The following is a 16,010-nucleotide window of genomic DNA, read 5'->3' as shown; positions in this document are numbered from 1 at the left end:
CTGGCGATGTTGCTGGGCAGTCGCGCGTTTGCGGGAGAAGCCGCAGCGCTGGATCCGCAGCAATCCCAGGTGTTCCGCGCCTGGTTCGTGCGCATCGCCCAGGAGCAACTGACCCAAGGCCCCAGCCCGCGCTGGTATCAGCAGGACTGCGCCGGACTGGTGCGCTTCGCCGCCAACGAAGCGCTGAAAGTCCATGACGACAAATGGCTGCGCAGCAATGGCCTGAGCAACCGCTACCTGCCGCCGGAACTGCAATTGAGCGAGGCCCAACGCAGCCTCGCCCAGCAGTGGCAGCAGGGCGGCGGAAAGGTCGGGCCCTACGTCAACGCGATCAAGTTGATTCAGTTCAACAGCCATCTGGTCGGTCGCGATCTGGCGCAAGCCCGACCCGGCGACCTGATGTTTTTCGATCAGGGCGACGACCAGCACCTGATGATCTGGATGGGCCGCTTCATTGCCTATCACACCGGCACCACCACCCCCACTGACAACGGCATGCGTTCCGCGAGCCTGCAGCAACTCATGACATGGAAGGACACCCGATGGATACCCGACGCAGCCAACCCCAACTTCATCGGCGTCTATCGACTGAACTTTCTCTCCCAATGATCGGTGCCCGCATGTTGCGTTTCCTGCCTCTGCTGTTGGTTTTGGTGCTGCCGTTTACGGCGGTCAACGCCGAAGACACCGTCGAGCCGAGCGGCTACACGCCGGTGGCCGGTGAAAGCTTTTTCCTGCTGGCGGACAGCAGTTTCGCCAGTGACGAACAGGCGATGGTGCGTCTCGAAGCGCCGGGTCGCGATTACCGTCGTTTCCGCATGGAGCCCTATGGCGGCGCCGACATTCGCGTGTACCGCATCGACAAACCGCTGGATTTCCTCAAGCGCCAGAAGAACCTGCACCGCGTGGTCAGCGACGGCCAGTTCAAGGGCGAAGGGTTGTCGAATACGCTCGCGTACCTGTGGGACAACTGGTACCGAAAATCCCGTCGGGTGATGCAGCGGGCGTTTTCCTACGAGTCCCGTAAACAAGTCACCGAGGAAGTGCCGGAGCTGAAGATGGGCAGCGCGATTGCCGCGCCCACGCCTTACGACGCTCAGCCGCAATTCGCGCTGATTCCGGGTTTGCCGGTGGTCAGCCAGTTCCGTTATCCGCTGTGGCAAGCCAAACCGATCCAGCCACCTACCGGTGTGAATCTGGCCGGTTCTTCCAGTGAGTTCGTCAGCGTCGCGCCGGGCAACGTTTACATTCCGCTGGGCAATTTGAAACCCGGTCTGTACCTGGTGGAAGCGCTGATCGGCAAGTACCGTGCGACCACCATGGTGTTCGTTTCCAACACTGTGGCCGTGAGCAAGATTGCCGGTGATGAACTGGTGGTCTGGGCTGCGCGCAAGCACGAAGGCAGTTCGGTGCCGAAGGTCAATGTGCTGTGGACCGATGGCCTCGGCGTGATGAGCAGCGGCGCCACCGATGCCGATGGTTTGCTGCGCCTGAAACACGTCAGCCCCGAGCGTTCGTTCGTGATTGGCGAGGACGAAGAGGGTGGGGTGTTTGTCTCCGAGAACTTCTATTACGACAGCGAAATCTACGACACCAAACTCTATGCCTTCACCGACCGGCCGCTGTATCGGCCGGGGGATTGGGTGTCGCTGAAAATCGTCGGTCGCGAGTTCAAGAACGCCCGGGATTCCGTGGCACCGACCGCTGCCGACGTCAACGTGACGGTACTCGATGCCACCGGCACGGCGCTGCAATCGCTGGCGCTGAAGCTTGACTCCAAGGCTGGCACCCAAGGCCGATTCCAGTTGCCGGATAACGCCGTGGCCGGCGGTTATGAACTGCGTTTCAGCTACAAGGACCAGGCCTACAGCAGCGCTTTCCGCGTGGCCGAATACATCAAGCCGCACTTCGAAATCTCGCTGAACCTGGCCAAGCAGGATTACCGAACCGGCGAACCGGTCAAGGGCAGCCTGGTGCTGCTGTACCCGGACGGCAAACCGGTGGCGAACGCAAAATTGAGCCTGAGCCTGCGCGCCCAGCAACTGTCGATGGTCGACAACGAACTGCAATACCTCGGGCAATTCCCGGTGGAGCTGACCAGCACCGAACTGACCACCGACAGCAAAGGCAACGCGACCCTCGACCTGCCGGCCGCCGAGAAACCGAGCCGTTACATGCTCACCGTGTTTGCCAGCGATGGCGCGGCGTACCGGGTCAAGACCACCAAGGAAATCCTCATCGACCGTGGCGCCGCGAGTTTCCGCTTGAGTGCTCCACAGCGCTTCAGCGCAGTGGGTGACAAGGTTGCGTTCAGCTATCTGAATGAAGGGGGCAGCGAGCAGGCCAGAGCCCTCACACCGGGCAGCTACGTTTGGGTACGTCTAGAGGATCAGAGCACAGGCGAAGGCAAACTCGCCGCGACGGATAAAAGCTTCACCTTGGCCTTCGACCGTCCAGGCACCTACAACCTGACGTTGAAGGATGACCATGGCCGGGTCGTCGGCGCCACCGGCCATTCGGTGACCGGCGATGGCGTCAAAGCCGTGCCCGGCACCGTGGAAATCGTTCTCGACAAACCCGAGTACAAGGCGGGCGACGAAGCCCTGGCGTTGATCACTTTCCCTGAGCCAGTCAGCGATGCATTGCTGTCGCTGGAGCGTGACAAGGTCGAGTCCACGGCGTTGCTGTCCAAGGGCGGCGACTGGCTGAAGATGGAAAAACTCAGCGACACCCAATACCGCGCGCGCATCCCGGTGAAGGACACTTTCGCGCCGAACCTGACCTTCTCGGTGCTGTACACCAAGGGCGGTCAGTACAGCTTCCAGAACGCCGGCATCAAGGTGATCGCGCCGCAGATCGACGTGGCCATTGCCACTGATAAAGAGGCATATCAGCCGGGCGATACCGTGTCGGTGGACCTGACTACCCAGTTCGCCGGCAAGCCGATTCCGGCACACCTGACGGTCAGCGTGGTCGATGAAATGGTCTACGCGCTGCAACCGGAAGTCGCGCCGACCATCGACCAATTCTTCTACCACCCACGCCGCAACAACGTGCGTACCAGCGCCAGCCTGTCGTTCATCAGCTACGACGTTGCGTTGCCGGGCAGCCCTGGCGCACCGGGTAAAGCCAACCGCAGCGAGCGCGGGGTGAAAGTGCTGGAACGGCCGCGCCGTGAAGACGTCGACACCGCCACGTGGGAACCTGAGTTGATCACCGACGCCAACGGTAAAACCCGCTTCACCTTCAAGATGCCGGACTCGCTGACCCGCTGGCGCATCACTGCCCGAGCCATCGCCGATGACGGGCAGGTCGGGCAGAAGAAGCAATTCCTGCGCTCGGAGAAACCGCTGTACCTGAAATGGAGCGGCCCGACCCAATTCCGCAATGGCGACAAACCGGATCTCGGTGTGTTCGCCTTCAGTCAGGCGGAAAAACCGGTCAAGGCCGAGTTGGTGATCCATTACGGCGGCGCCGAACAGCGCGTGCCGGTGACCCTGAACAATGGCATCAACTACATCGCACTGCCGGCGTTCGCGTTGACCTCCGGCGAGTGGACCGCCGAACTGGTGCAGGACGGCAAAACCGCCGACGCCCTCGCCGTGCGCCTGACCGCGACCGGCGAAGGCTGGCAGGTCACGCAAAGCCAAAGCCTGGACGTGGCCAGCGGTGACACGCCGTTGACCTTGCCGGTGGACGCGACGGATATTCGCTTGCGTCTGGATGACAGTCCGCAAGCGCTGTTCCGCTCGGCGCTCGATGATCTCCTGAGCTATCCATACGGTGGCGTCGAACAAACCGCGAGTCGTTTGCTGCCATTGAGCATTGCGTACCCGACCTTGTCGTCGAACCCGCAGATCCGCGATCGCTTGCGCCTGATCATGCAAAACAGCCGTCTGCGCCTGGTGCAAATGGCCGGGCCTTCGGCGAGTTTCACCTGGTGGGGCATGGCCGGCGAGCCGGATGCGTTCCTCACTGCCTACGCCTATTACGCCGACTGGCACGCCAGCAAAGCGCTGGAACTGAGCCTGCCGCCGGAGCATTGGCAGCGGGTGCTGGAGGTGTATTCCAAGCAGGCGAAAAACACGCCGTTGCTGCAGCGGGCGCTGATTCTTTCGTTCGCCAAGCAGATGCAATTGCCGGTCAACACCTTGCTCAGTGGGTTGATGGATGACCTGGCGAAAGCAGGCGAGGGCAGCGCGGCGAATCTGATGGAAGATGGCGAGGACAGCCTTGTCATGAGCGATCCTGATTCGGCGCTTGGCTTCGCGGCTGCTCGTACGCTGACTGCCTCGTTGGCGAAGCAATCGAAGGTGACTCTGCCGGACGCATTCAATCGTCAACTGCCGGATGCCCAGCAGCGTTTGGCGGTCAGTTCTCAGCCATTTGCCGAAGCCTTGAACCTGTCGCTACAGCCCTTCGATCAGGCTCGTGCGCAAGCGTTGTTGCAGCGTTTGCTGCCGCAGCAATCGACCCTGGAGCGCGCTTTGGCGCTGACCTGGTTGCAACGCAGCATCGAGCAGGCCTCGCCCACCATCGCACTGGCGCCGGGTGAAGGCTGGAAAAAACAACACGGTGCTACCGGTGAAATGTACTGGACGTGGCAGGGCGCTTCACCCGTACCGGCGGTGTTGTCGCTGACCGGGACGCAAGAACGTCCGTTGCGAGCGGCATTGAGCTTCCAGAGCAAACAACCACCGGTCGATCCGATGGCCGTGACCATCACCCGTCGCCTGTCGCGTCTGGTGCCGGGTGACGAAGCCTTCACCTTCAAACTGGAAGCCGTCGGCCCCCAGCCGTTGTCCAGCGACAGCCTGTACCTGGACGAAGTGATCATCACCAGCAAAGCCGCGAAACCGCTGCGCTACGGCATGCTCGAAGTGCCGCTGCCACCGGGCGCCGATGTCGAACGCACGACGTGGGGCATCAAGTTGATGGGCAAGGCCGGCACGGAAGCTACCGCGTTGGAGAAAGCGCGTTTCGAGCCGGGCCAGATGGCTTATGCGATTCCGGTCGATGCCTTGAGCGGCGAACTGCGCCTGCGTCATCTGGTGCGCTTCTCGCAGAAAGGCCAATTCAACCTGCCGCCGGTGCGTTTCACTCAGGTCTACGCGCCGCAGCATCAAGCCCAGGAACAGAAACCGGCCCTCGGCCAGGCCACGGTCAACTGACATGACCCGACCGCTGGTCTGGTGGCTGCTGTGTTTGATCCCTGCGCTGGCGACAGCGCAGGAGGAGCCGCTGCGTCTGGGCTTCAAGGGCGAGTTGATTTCGTTAAGCCAGACTCAAGTGATTTCACGTGAGCCATTGCCTGCTGATGTGCAGGCACCGCTCGGCAGTTTGTGGAAGTTGTTTGTGTACGGCTGGCTGGTGGACACCGGCGCTCGTGAGCCCGCTTACGAGTGTCGCGGGCAGTCGAAAGAGGAAGTGTATTGCTGCGCTGCTGGCGGCAAGATCGAGCGCGATCAGGCGTTGGTGAAGTCATGTGGCTTGTACTTTGAGCCTGCGCGATTGGGTATTTCTGAGGCTGGCTGGCGGGAATATTGGCAAGCACGGCAGGCGCCGGAATGGTTGCTGAACCTTCCTTCGTTGCAGCCTTCTACGCGAGTTTCCGTGGCTGAATTGCTGAAAGTGCTGGCCGTGATGCCGGCGCAGGATCAGGCGCGGCGGGTGTTGCTCGATGTGGTGCTAAGCGCCGCTGACGGCAATGTTGTCGGCGAACTCGGTGGCCGGTTGCGGGTGAAAACCTGGAGCTGGTTGGGCGATCAGGACCCTGCGTCGCGTCAGGGCGGGTTTGCCGGATGGACGGCGGACGGTACGCCGATCTGGGCGGGTGGCCGGGGGACCAGTCAAATGGTCTTGCGTCACTACGGTGGGGTGTTGGCTTCTGTGTTGCCGGTTGAGTGGCCTTTGGATGCGGGCCGTTGCGTCGAAGTCGGTCTGTTTTCCCGTTATCCGATCGGGCGTGTTCTTGCGGGGGATCGGGTTGTTTCTTCCGGGCCTCTGCTGGGCGACTATCGCGTCGAATTCGCCAATGGCAATCAACTGGATATCCACAGCGACGGCGAACTGTTTTTGCTGAAGGGCAAACTCGTCGCTCGACTCGACCGTGAAGAATACGTCGCCCGCGTCCTGCAAAGGGAAGCCAAACCCGAACCCATTGAAGCCGCCAAAGCCCTGGCCATCGCGATCAGAACCTATCTGCTGCAAAACGCCACCCGTCATGGCGACTGCCTGAGCATCGACGACAGCAGCAACCGCCAACGCGTCGCCCCACGCCCGGCCACCGCCGAGTCACGCCACATCGCCGCCTGGACCAGCGACCTCGTCCTCGCCGGCAGCACCGTCACTTACCACTCCGACCAACCCGGTCCGGACAAACTCTCCTGGCAGCACGCCATCGAACAAGCCAACGCCGGCCAGCGCTACGACGCCATCCTGCTGCACGCCTACCCACGCGCCAGCCTCAGCCGCTGGGACAACCCCGTCGCCTCCTGCGAAGCTCTGCCCGCCGCGCAAGACTGGCTACTAAAGCAACGCCGCGGCTGGCGTGCGCAGTTGGAAAGCGAGGTCGGCTACAACGACGTCAGCACTTTCGCCGTCTGCCGCCTGGCCTTCGGTCGCCCCTACGTCGACCGCGAACGCCAGCGCATCTACGTGCGCGGCGTGCTGTCACTGCAAGACCGTCTCGACCTGACCCACGAATACCTGCACCTGGCCTTCGAAGCACACCCCAACGGCCAGGATGAAACCTACATCGAAGGGCTCGCCCGCCACCTCTTGCTGGAATAGGCCATGAAACTCCGTTATCCACAGGTCTTCCTGTTCCTTTGTTCTTTTTGTGTATTGCCCGCAGTTTTTGCGGCTGAGAGTGGTGTGAAACTCAATACGCCCGTTGGTGGTTGGCGCACTGGCGCGTCCGAAGGTGAAGGTGAAAACTTTCGTCAAACCGTTAACTATCCAGCCTCCTCGGTGAACACGCCGGTCGGCCAAGCCAATACCGCCCGTATCACCGGGCAGATCAAAGCCACGCCAAAGTCCAGTGAACCTGGGCGGTTGATCGTCAACGGCGTCAGCATGCCGCTGAAGATTGATCCGTCTGGGCGTTTTGATCGACCGTTCTCGTTTCCCAATGGCAGCAACAGCGTTGAAGTTCGCAGCCCTGATGGGCTGCAACGGTCTCGGACGCAGTTTCTTAATGTCAGTGGTGGGGCTACGCCGGCCAAGTTGCGCGTGCTGCTGGCCTGGGACAGCGATGGGACGGATTTGGACCTGCACCTCATCACGCCTGATGGCGCCCACATCTGGTACGGCGACCGCGCTGTTCCCAATGGCGCTGCGCTCGATGTCGACGTGACGACGGGATACGGCCCGGAAATCTTCGCCATGCCGGCGCCAATCAAGGGGCAGTATTTGGTGTATGTGAATTACTTCGGGGGTGGGTATCGGAGTGATGAGGACGGGCAGGAGGAGGCGGTTCAAGCGCTGACCACGGCGCAGGTGACGGTGATTACGGAGGAAGGGACGCCGAACGAGAAGATGGAGACTTTTCTGGTGCCGATGCGGGCGGTGGGGGAGTTGACGTTGGTTAAGGGGTTTAGTTATCCGTGAGGAATTGTGCAGCAGCTTGCTGCACTATTTACTTTTTCCGGGCATTAAAAAGCCGGCTTGTGGCCGGCTTCTCGGGGACTGGCTTGGTTCATTTTTGGTAAACCTCACCAGCCTTCAAAACGTACACCCGGATCTTGCGTCCGGCTGTGGGACTCGGCGAGAAAGTCATCTGCCGTGTCGGTGCGATCAGAGCCGCGGGGCGGGGTGATGCGCAAATGTGGGGCGCAGCATACTGATTTTTTTGGGGAATTCCCAGTGCGGTGTGCGCCTTAGAGCTATCGGAGCTCGGGATTAAGTGACCCGGACGGAATTTTAGCGTGAATGTTCCGCCCTCATCGCGAGCAGGCTCGCTCCCACATGGCTTGCGCAGTACCTGTGGGAACGCTCGCGATGAGTACGGCGCGGTGCTACAAAAACGGCACCGCCGGCCGCCGTTTGTTCAGGGTCGACCACCAGAACACCCACCCCAACACCCTGATGTTCTGCTTATCAATCTGCTCGGCATTGAAGATTTCATCCGGGTGTTCAGCTTTGTTGTAGCTGCGCAGCCGCAGGGCGTTGCCCGGCATCCGGTGCAGGTATTTGATTCGCAGCATCCCGTCGTGCTCGATGGCATAGATTTCCCCGTCAATCACTTTGGTCAGTCCTCGGTCGATGGCGAGGGTGGAGCCGTCCTCAATGCGCTCGCCCATGCCGTTGCCGATCATGTGGACGCAGAAGACATCCGTGTATTTGATTTCCAGAGAGTCGAGGTGGCTTTTGGGCAGGCGGATGAATTGGCCGGGGTCTTCGGCGACGTGGGTTTTACAGGACCCCGGGGCGATGGGGATTTCCTTGAAGAGGGGCAGTTTGACGTCGGTGGGCTCGACCACCGTGTAGATGCCGCGAATGGCCTGGGCGTCGAAGGTGTTGCCGGCCTCGTCGAGAAGGCGCAGGTGTTTGGAGTCTTGTGGGCCTTCACCTGTTTTGAGCCAGTCACTGTTTACCGAGAGTAATCTGGAGACCTCTTCCATGCGGTAGGCGGGCACACCGCGGGTGTACCAGTTATGGATATTTTGCGGCTCCGTGTCGAAGAAAGCGGCAAAACCTGTCGTCGTTATTTTCGCTTTTTCGAGGAGCGCTTTAAACCGTGGGCCGCTAGTGTTCTTTTTCATAAACACGAGTCTACGGCTGCTGCGCCGGGCTTTGAATAAACGAGCCGTTCAAATTTCGAGGGAAATTTACGACCGGATGTAAGACGTATTTGGAACAAATTAAACAAGAAAAAACGTAGCGTTCTGAAATTAAACGCTGCGTTTAAAAGGCCCTTGATAGACGCCCACAAAAAACCCCGGATCAACCGGGGTTTTTTTCAAGTCGTCACAGGCGCGAGGCCAGTGGCGTCTCAGCCTTTGTAGGCAGCAACCGACTTGGTGATGGCGTCGCGAGCGGCATCTGCACCGGCCCAGCCTTCGATCTTCACCCATTTGCCTTTTTCGAGATCTTTGTAGTTCGCGAAGAAGTGCTCGATCTGCTGAATCAGCAGGGGTGGCAGGTCGGTGTATTCCTTCACGTCGACGTACAGCTGGGACAGCTTGTCGTGTGGAACCGCGATGACTTTGGCATCGCCGCCGCCGTCGTCGGTCATGTTCAGGATGCCGACCGGACGAGCGCGGATCACCGAGCCTGGCGCTACCGGGTAAGGGGTAACGACCAGCACGTCGAGGGGGTCACCGTCGTCGGCCAGGGTGTTCGGGATGTAACCGTAGTTGGCCGGGTAGAACATCGGGGTGGCCATGAAACGGTCAACGAACAGGCAATCGCTGTCTTTGTCGATTTCGTACTTGATCGGCGCGTGGTTGGCCGGGATCTCGATCGCGACGTAGATGTCGTTCGGCAGGTCTTTGCCAGCCGGAATCTTGCTGTAGCTCATTGGGCGGTGCCCCCGTTAGTTGACCAAAAACACTTGGCCGGATTGACCAAAAAGTGGCGGCGATTATAGGCATATTCCGCCACCGTTGCTATGTGCCAGAGGTCGTGTAGACCCGAGTGCCCAGCCTCACCGATACTGTTGCTTTTTGACGGCGTCCGTTGCGGTCATGCTGCGTTGCCGCTCCTCGCCATAGCCAGCTATGATTCGTCGCGGCGCCTTGCCTGACCACAACGACCACTCGTCAAAAGAGCAACGTATCGGTGAGGCTGGGCACTAGTCGTGTGCCTGATAGACCGGGTTCTCGGCCAGAAGTTGCCGTAGCCGGGCCAGCGGGTCCTGGCGGTAAAACAGCTTCAGTTGCTCGTAGACCTGAGGATACGCCTCGTGCAGCAAATCTGGAGCGCTGAAGAAGTATTCGCTGGTGACGGCGAAGAATTCGGCGGGGTTTTCCGCCGCATAGGGATCGATGGCCGTTTCGGCGTCCGGATTGCGGTCAAGGTGCCGATTGAGGTCGTCGTAGGCGTGTTGCATGACCTTGGCCCACTCGCTGACCCGCATGTCGGGGTGCAGCGGCGGCAAGCCGTTGGCGTCGCCGTTGAGCATGTCGAGTTTGTGCGCGAGCTCGTGGATCACCAGGTTGTAGCCTTCCCAGCCGCCGCTGGCCATCACGCCGGGCCAGGCCAGGATGATCGGGCCTTGCTGCCAGGCTTCGCCGCTGTGTTCGCCGTCCCACTCGTGTTCGACACCGCTGGCATCGCGATGCCGTTGGGGGCTGAGGAAGTCGTCGGGGTAGAGGACGATTTCGTGGAAACCCTGATACCAGTTCAGATCGCCCAAGTGCAGCAGTGGCAGTTGCGCTTGAGCGGCGAGCAACAGGCGTTGTTCCTGATGGAGTTCGACGCCGGGCAGGGCGGTCAGGTGTTTATCTTCCAGGAACAGCACGCAGGCTTCACGCAGCCATTGGTCTTCGGCGGCGCTGATGCCGTCAAGAAAACTCAAGTGATGGCGCACCCGCTGCCACACGTCGTCGGCAATCGGGTGTCTGGCCAGGATGCGCCGGCGACGCCAGGCGCTCAGGGACCACATCGCGGGTCAGCGCGATTGGGTTTTGGATGCGGCGTTGCCGAAACGGCTGCGGACCACGCCGATGATCATCGGTACCAGCGACAGCAGGATGATGGCCACCACCAGCAGCGAAAGGTTTTTCTTGATGAACGGCACGTTGCCGAAGAAGTAACCCAAGGTCACCAGACCGCCGACCCACAGAATGGTGCCGAGGACACTGAAGGCAAAGAAACGTGGGTAAGGCATTTTGGCGACGCCGGCGACGAACGGTGCAAAGGTGCGGATGATCGGCAAGAAGCGCGCCAGGGTCACGGTCTTGCCACCGTGCTTGTCATAGAAATCGTGGGTCTGTTGCAGGTAGTCGCGACGGAAGATTTTCGAGTTCGGGTTGCTGAACAGGCGTTCGCCCGCTGTTCGGCCGATGACATAGTTGGTGCTGTCACCGAGGATCGCTGCGAGCATCAGCAAACCGCCCAGCAACACCGGGTCCATGCCGCCGCCGGCCGCAACGGCGCCCGCGATGAACAGCAGCGAATCGCCCGGCAGGAAGGGCATCACCACCAGACCGGTTTCGCAGAAGATCACCAGAAACAGGATGGCGTAGATCCATGGCCCGTAGTTGTTCACCAGCAAATCGAGGTAAACATCGAGATGCAGGATAAGGTCGATCGGGTTGAAATCCATGGAGGGGCACCTGTGGTGACGGCCGGACTCAGCAGGCCTGTGCGGATGACTTCGCGAAAGCCTACAGACGAGTGTAGTTTTTCTTACAAGCCGAAAAGGCCGGCATTATACGGGCTGAGTGGTGAAACGCGCGTCGAGATTGTAGCGGGGGATGTCTATGGCGCGGCCGGAAGTCTGGTGACAATAAATAACCCTTTCTGTGATGAACGAGCGCGCTCCCTCATCACAGAAGTCAGGATCAGAGCTCGTCGCTGATCGGCAATACGTAGTTCTTGAACTCGGTGTCTTCCTTGAACCCGATGGATTCGTAGGTTTTCTGCGCCACTTCGTTGTTGCTGCTGGTGGAAACGCGCATGCGCACGGCATTGGTTTCCTTGGCCATTTTCTTCGCGGTGCGAATCAGGTTGTCGGCCACCAGCTGGCGGCGGGCGTCTTCGGCGACATAGATGTCGTTGAGGATCCACACGCGCTTGAGCGAAAGGGAGGAAAAGCTCGGGTACAACTGACAGAAACCCATCAGCTTGTCTTTGTCATCGGCCAGCGCCAGATAGATCACCGATTCCTTGCGGCGCAGACGTTTCTCAAGGAATGCCCGGGAGGAGTCTGGATAAGCCAAGGAGCCATAAAACTCGCGATATTTGACGAACAACGGGGTCAGCAGGTCCAGGTGTTCGAGGGTCGCTTGAATAATCCGCATCGATAGGTCTCGTCTTCAAGTGGCTGTCTTCACGTGCTCTGACGGCGAACGGTTCTTCACTCGGGCAGCCGTGCATCGATCCTGCCTGAAACCGGAACAGAAACGCAATGCGGAAACGGTTCAGGCATTCGGCGGGCTCAGTAGGAAATTACCTTTCATGTCCGCACCTGCGTCCGACTCCAGCGTCTGAACCTGGGCTTCGTCCTTCAGATTGACCCCCGACAGCTGGCGGCGGCAAGCCTCGCGCATCAGGTACAGCAAGCGGTGTGCCGCCATTGCGTAGCTCAGGCCCTCGAGCCGGACATTGGAGATGCAATTGCGGTAGGCGTCCGTCAGCCCGACCTTTGGATTGTAGGTGAAATATAAACCCAGGCTGTCCGGCGAACTGAGACCCGGGCGTTCACCGATCAGGATCACCACCATTTTTGCGCCGAGCAGTTCGCCAATCTCGTCGGCCACCGCGACCCGCCCTTGTTCCACCAGCACCACCGGTGAAACGGACCAGCCTTCAGCCTCGATTTGCTCCTGCATCCGCGCCAGAAACGGCAAGGTATGGCGATGAACGGCCAGCGCCGACAAGCCATCGGCGACCACGATCACCAGATCCACGCCACCCGGGTTCGCCTGCGCGTATTCGCGCAGGGTCTGCGCCGATTCATCGCTCAACTTTCGCCCCAGATCAGGGCGCTGCAAGTAAGTGTCCCGGTTCGTGGCGGCGCTGTGCAGCAGCAAACTCTCGCGTCCAGCCTCGGCCAGTTGCGAGCTGAGCCCGGCATGATCGAACGGCAAGTGCACCGCGTCCCGGGCTTGTGCGTGGGCGTACTGGAAATCCAGTTGCGCGCTGGTCGGCATGCTGGTGCCGGTGCGGCCCAGGGCAATCCGCGCCGGGGTCAGGCGACGCAGCTCCAGCAACGGATTCTCTGGGTCAACAGGTGGTTTATCCATTTCAACGCTCATCCCAATTGCGCCATGGCTTGACGGAAGGCCGGCGGCAGGCTGTCGCCGAAGTGAATCTTGCCATCCGCCTGGGTCAGGATGCCCATTCTCGCCAGCCATTGTTCGAACTCCGGCGCCGGTTTCAGGCCCAGGGTCTGGCGGGCGTAAAGGGCGTCGTGGAACGAGGTGGTCTGGTAGTTGAGCATGATGTCATCGGAGCCGGGGATGCCCATGATGAAGTTGATCCCGGCGACGCCCAGCAGGGTCAGCAACGTGTCCATGTCGTCCTGATCGGCTTCGGCGTGGTTGGTGTAGCAGATGTCGCAGCCCATCGGTACGCCGAGCAGCTTGCCGCAGAAGTGATCTTCAAGGCCGGCGCGGATGATCTGTTTACCGTTGTAGAGGTATTCCGGGCCGATGAATCCTACGACGGTGTTGACCAAAAACGGCTTGAAATGACGCGCCACAGCGTAGGCACGGGTCTCGCAGGTCTGTTGATCGATGCCGTGGTGGGCATTGGCTGACAGGGCACTGCCCTGGCCGGTCTCGAAATACATCAGGTTCTGGCCCAGGGTGCCGCGATTCAGGCTCAGCCCGGCGTCGTAACCTTCCTGCAGGACATTCAGGTTGATGCCGAAACTGGCGTTGGCCGCTTCGGTGCCGGCGATCGACTGGAACACCAGGTCCAGCGGAACCCCGCGATTGATCGCCTCGATGGAGGTGGTGACGTGGGTCAGCACACAGGCCTGGGTCGGGATTTCGTAGCGCTGAATGATTGCATCGAGCATTTCCAGCATGGCGCAGATCGACGCGATGCTGTCGGTGGCCGGATTGATGCCGATCATCGCGTCCCCGTTTCCATACAGCAGGCCGTCGAGAATGCTCGCCGCAATGCCGGCCGGTTCGTCGGTGGGATGGTTGGGTTGCAGGCGCGTGGATAAACGCCCGCGCAAGCCCATCGTGCCGCGGAATTTCGTGACCACGCGAATCTTTTGCGCCACCAGCACCAGATCCTGCACACGCATGATCTTCGAGACAGCGGCGACCATCTCCGGGGTCAGCCCGGGCGCCAGGGCGCGCAGGCTCTGTTCGTCGGCCGCGTCGCTCAGCAGCCAGTCGCGGAAGTCGCCGACGGTGAGGTGGCTGACGGCCATGAACGCATGTTTGTCGTGAGTGTCGATGATCAGTCGGGTGACCTCATCAGCCTCATAGGGAATCAGTACTTCCTGCAGGAAGTGAGTCAGCGGAATGTCAGCCAGGGCCATTTGCGCCGCTACGCGCTCGCCATCGTTGAGGGCGGCGACGCCGGCCAGAAAATCCCCGGAGCGCGCCGGACTGGCCTTGGCCATGACGTCCTTGAGGCTGTCGAAACGGAAGGTCAGGGCGCCGACCGTGTGAGCAAAACTTGCCATACAGATTCTCCGTGACGGCGCAGACAGGGCCTGCGCCGTAATTTCTGGCCGTTAGTGCAGGGCTTTTTCAGCGTTCTGAATGGCCGCGAATTCTTCTTCGGGCGTGCCTGCTACCAAGTGATGCCGACTGTAGAAAGCAAAGTAAGCAATTAACACTCCATAGATGATCGCAGCGCCAATCACCACGCGTGGGTCTACCAGAAAACCCGCTACTACGGCGATGCAAGCCAGCACCAACGCTACACCGGAGGTGAAAATACCGCCGGGCGTGCGATAGGGCCGATCCATTTTGGGGCGTCGAATGCGCAGTGTGATGTGCGCCGCCATCATCAGGACGTAGGAAATGGTCGCACCGAACACCGCTACCAGAATCAGCAAGTCACCCTGACCGGTCAGTGATAAGCCGAATCCGATGATGCCGGGAATAATCAGAGCCAGTACGGGCGCCTTGCTCTTGTTGGTTTCTGACAGTTTGCGCGGCAGGTAGCCGGCGCGGGACAGTGCGAAGATCTGTCGCGAATAGGCGTAGATGATCGAGAAGAAACTGGCAATCAGCCCGGCCAGGCCCACCAGATTGACGAAGTGGCCCATCCAGGTCGAGCCGCCATAGGCCTTGCTTAATGCTTCGACCAACGGATTGCCCGAGGTCAGCAGTGCATTGGCACCCGCACCGCCCGGGCCGATGACCAGAATCAGCAGGGCAAAGCTCACCAGCACCAGCATGGCGCCGATCAAGCCGCGGGGCAGGTCGCGTTTCGGGTTTTTGGTTTCTTCTGCTGCCAACGGCACGCCTTCGACAGCGAGGAAGAACCAGATCGCGTAAGGAATTGCCGCCCACACGCCGACGTAGCCGAAAGGCAGGAAGCTGCTGGCGCCCTTGGCGTCAGTCACCGGGATGTCGAGGAGATTGGCGACGTCGAAGTGCGGCACCATCGACACTAGGAACACGCCCAATGCCAGCGCGGCGATGGCGGTGATAACGAACATCAGTTTCAGGGCTTCGCCGACCCCGAAAATGTGAATGGCGATAAAGATGATGTAGAACGCCAGGTAAATCATCCAGCCACCAATGCCGAACAGTGACTCGCAATAGGCGCCGATAAACACCGCGATCGCCGCCGGAGCGATGGCGTATTCGATCAGGATCGCGGTGCCGGTCAGAAAACCGCCCCACGGTCCGAATGCGCTACGGGCAAAACCATAGCCGCCACCTGCGGTAGGGATCATCGACGACAGTTCCGCCAAGGAGAAGCACATGCACAGGTACATGGTCGCCATCAGTAACGTAGCGAGAAACATGCCGCCCCAGCCACCCTGGGCCAGGCCGAAGTTCCAACCCGCGTAATCGCCGGAGATGACATAGGCCACGCCCAGACCCACCAGCAGGACCCAGCCTGCTGCACCTTTTTTCAGTTCCCGTTGTTGGAAATAGTCGGAGCCGACTTTTTCAAAGTCGACCGAGGAGGTAGCCGGCTGCACGCTGGCTTGATCGCTAGGCATAGGTTTCACCTGTTCTTATTGTTTTTGACCGGCGTGGTTGCCGGGTGGGAGCGAAGGCCCAATGTGCAGGCAAGCCCACTCCCACAAGGAGAGTGGCTTGCCTGCGACAGTCGGTTTAGAAGAAGCCCAACGGATTGATGTCGTAGCTCACCAGCAGGTTTTTGGTCTGCTGATAGTGATCGAGCATCATCTT

General features: G+C 60.3%; 13 protein-coding genes. 4 read left to right on the top strand and 9 right to left on the bottom strand.

What is annotated here, in order from left to right; translation table 11 throughout:
- Positions 1 to 6 precede the first annotated feature (6 nt).
- From FHL16_RS21425 to FHL16_RS21410, 4 genes are read left to right on the top strand one after another with little or no spacing between them, the layout of a single operon-like run.
- Positions 7 to 609, top strand: a complete 603-nt coding sequence (locus FHL16_RS21425; protein ID WP_186353740.1) for a DUF1175 domain-containing protein — start codon at positions 7 to 9, stop codon at positions 607 to 609.
- A complete protein-coding gene (locus tag FHL16_RS21420; RefSeq protein WP_077749228.1) occupies positions 606 to 5,171 on the top strand; it encodes an alpha-2-macroglobulin family protein in 4,566 nt (1,521 codons plus the stop codon). Before FHL16_RS21425 ends, FHL16_RS21420 begins: the two co-directional genes overlap by 4 nt.
- A gap of 1 nt (position 5,172) precedes the next feature.
- Positions 5,173 to 6,792 (top strand): DUF2300 domain-containing protein, encoded by a 1,620-nt coding sequence (locus tag FHL16_RS21415; protein ID WP_077749227.1) that lies wholly within the window; start codon positions 5,173 to 5,175, stop codon positions 6,790 to 6,792.
- A gap of 3 nt (positions 6,793 to 6,795) precedes the next feature.
- On the top strand, positions 6,796 to 7,611 hold the full coding sequence (locus tag FHL16_RS21410) for a YfaP family protein (protein ID WP_077749226.1): 816 nt from the start codon (positions 6,796 to 6,798) through the stop codon (positions 7,609 to 7,611).
- Positions 7,612 to 8,018: 407 nt separating this feature from the next.
- On the opposite strand, the gene FHL16_RS21405 is transcribed toward FHL16_RS21410, so the two are convergent.
- The 9 genes from FHL16_RS21405 to FHL16_RS35090 all read right to left on the bottom strand — a co-directional run.
- Positions 8,019 to 8,765, bottom strand: coding sequence for a S24 family peptidase (locus tag FHL16_RS21405; RefSeq protein WP_077749225.1), 747 nt, complete (start codon positions 8,763 to 8,765; stop codon positions 8,019 to 8,021).
- A gap of 230 nt (positions 8,766 to 8,995) precedes the next feature.
- Positions 8,996 to 9,523, bottom strand: coding sequence for an inorganic diphosphatase (gene ppa, locus FHL16_RS21400; RefSeq protein ID WP_008052339.1), 528 nt, complete (start codon positions 9,521 to 9,523; stop codon positions 8,996 to 8,998).
- A 273-nt stretch (positions 9,524 to 9,796) separates the two neighbouring features.
- Positions 9,797 to 10,609 carry a M90 family metallopeptidase gene (locus tag FHL16_RS21390; RefSeq protein WP_010467340.1) on the bottom strand — a complete coding sequence of 271 codons (813 nt, stop codon included), beginning with the start codon at positions 10,607 to 10,609 and terminating at the stop codon, positions 9,797 to 9,799.
- Positions 10,610 to 10,615: 6 nt separating this feature from the next.
- Entirely contained in the window at positions 10,616 to 11,272 is a 657-nt protein-coding gene (locus tag FHL16_RS21385; protein ID WP_010467341.1) for a DedA family protein, read from the bottom strand.
- 238 nt (positions 11,273 to 11,510) lie between these two features.
- Complete coding sequence (locus FHL16_RS21380) at positions 11,511 to 11,969, bottom strand: GNAT family N-acetyltransferase (protein ID WP_010467342.1); 459 nt, start codon at positions 11,967 to 11,969, stop codon at positions 11,511 to 11,513.
- A 120-nt stretch (positions 11,970 to 12,089) separates the two neighbouring features.
- Positions 12,090 to 12,914: an ethanolamine ammonia-lyase subunit EutC gene (gene eutC / locus FHL16_RS21375; RefSeq protein ID WP_177346247.1), complete on the bottom strand. Its 825-nt coding sequence runs from the start codon at positions 12,912 to 12,914 to the stop codon at positions 12,090 to 12,092.
- 8 nt (positions 12,915 to 12,922) lie between these two features.
- A complete protein-coding gene (locus FHL16_RS21370) occupies positions 12,923 to 14,317 on the bottom strand; it encodes an ethanolamine ammonia-lyase subunit EutB (protein WP_077749223.1) in 1,395 nt (464 codons plus the stop codon).
- A 51-nt stretch (positions 14,318 to 14,368) separates the two neighbouring features.
- Positions 14,369 to 15,817 carry an ethanolamine permease gene (gene eat, locus FHL16_RS21365; RefSeq protein ID WP_077749222.1) on the bottom strand — a complete coding sequence of 483 codons (1,449 nt, stop codon included), beginning with the start codon at positions 15,815 to 15,817 and terminating at the stop codon, positions 14,369 to 14,371.
- 115 nt (positions 15,818 to 15,932) lie between these two features.
- Positions 15,933 to 16,010: hypothetical protein (locus tag FHL16_RS35090; protein ID WP_369812106.1), on the bottom strand; the 78-nt coding region annotated here is incomplete at its 5' end.

This window comes from Pseudomonas sp. FSL W5-0299 (assembly GCF_005930655.1).
GTDB classification, from domain to species: Bacteria; Pseudomonadota; Gammaproteobacteria; order Pseudomonadales; family Pseudomonadaceae; genus Aquipseudomonas; species Aquipseudomonas mandelii.
The sequence above is the reverse complement of the archived record's forward strand: the minus strand, read 5'-3'. Positions and strand labels throughout refer to the sequence as shown.

What these genes read in the sequence shown, in the direction of transcription:
- FHL16_RS21380 (WP_010467342.1), bottom strand. Translation starts at nt 11,969, where the DNA reads ATGCGGATTATTCAAGCGACCCTCGAACACCTGGACCTGCTGACCCCG.
- FHL16_RS21425 (WP_186353740.1), top strand. Translation starts at nt 7, where the DNA reads ATGTTGCTGGGCAGTCGCGCGTTTGCGGGAGAAGCCGCAGCGCTGGAT.
- FHL16_RS21370 (WP_077749223.1), bottom strand. Translation starts at nt 14,317, where the DNA reads ATGGCAAGTTTTGCTCACACGGTCGGCGCCCTGACCTTCCGTTTCGAC.
- eutC (WP_177346247.1), bottom strand. Translation starts at nt 12,914, where the DNA reads ATGGATAAACCACCTGTTGACCCAGAGAATCCGTTGCTGGAGCTGCGT.
- FHL16_RS21385 (WP_010467341.1), bottom strand. Translation starts at nt 11,272, where the DNA reads ATGGATTTCAACCCGATCGACCTTATCCTGCATCTCGATGTTTACCTC.
- FHL16_RS21390 (WP_010467340.1), bottom strand. Translation starts at nt 10,609, where the DNA reads ATGTGGTCCCTGAGCGCCTGGCGTCGCCGGCGCATCCTGGCCAGACAC.
- eat (WP_077749222.1), bottom strand. Translation starts at nt 15,817, where the DNA reads ATGCCTAGCGATCAAGCCAGCGTGCAGCCGGCTACCTCCTCGGTCGAC.
- FHL16_RS21410 (WP_077749226.1), top strand. Translation starts at nt 6,796, where the DNA reads ATGAAACTCCGTTATCCACAGGTCTTCCTGTTCCTTTGTTCTTTTTGT.
- FHL16_RS21420 (WP_077749228.1), top strand. Translation starts at nt 606, where the DNA reads ATGATCGGTGCCCGCATGTTGCGTTTCCTGCCTCTGCTGTTGGTTTTG.
- FHL16_RS21405 (WP_077749225.1), bottom strand. Translation starts at nt 8,765, where the DNA reads ATGAAAAAGAACACTAGCGGCCCACGGTTTAAAGCGCTCCTCGAAAAA.
- ppa (WP_008052339.1), bottom strand. Translation starts at nt 9,523, where the DNA reads ATGAGCTACAGCAAGATTCCGGCTGGCAAAGACCTGCCGAACGACATC.
- FHL16_RS21415 (WP_077749227.1), top strand. Translation starts at nt 5,173, where the DNA reads ATGACCCGACCGCTGGTCTGGTGGCTGCTGTGTTTGATCCCTGCGCTG.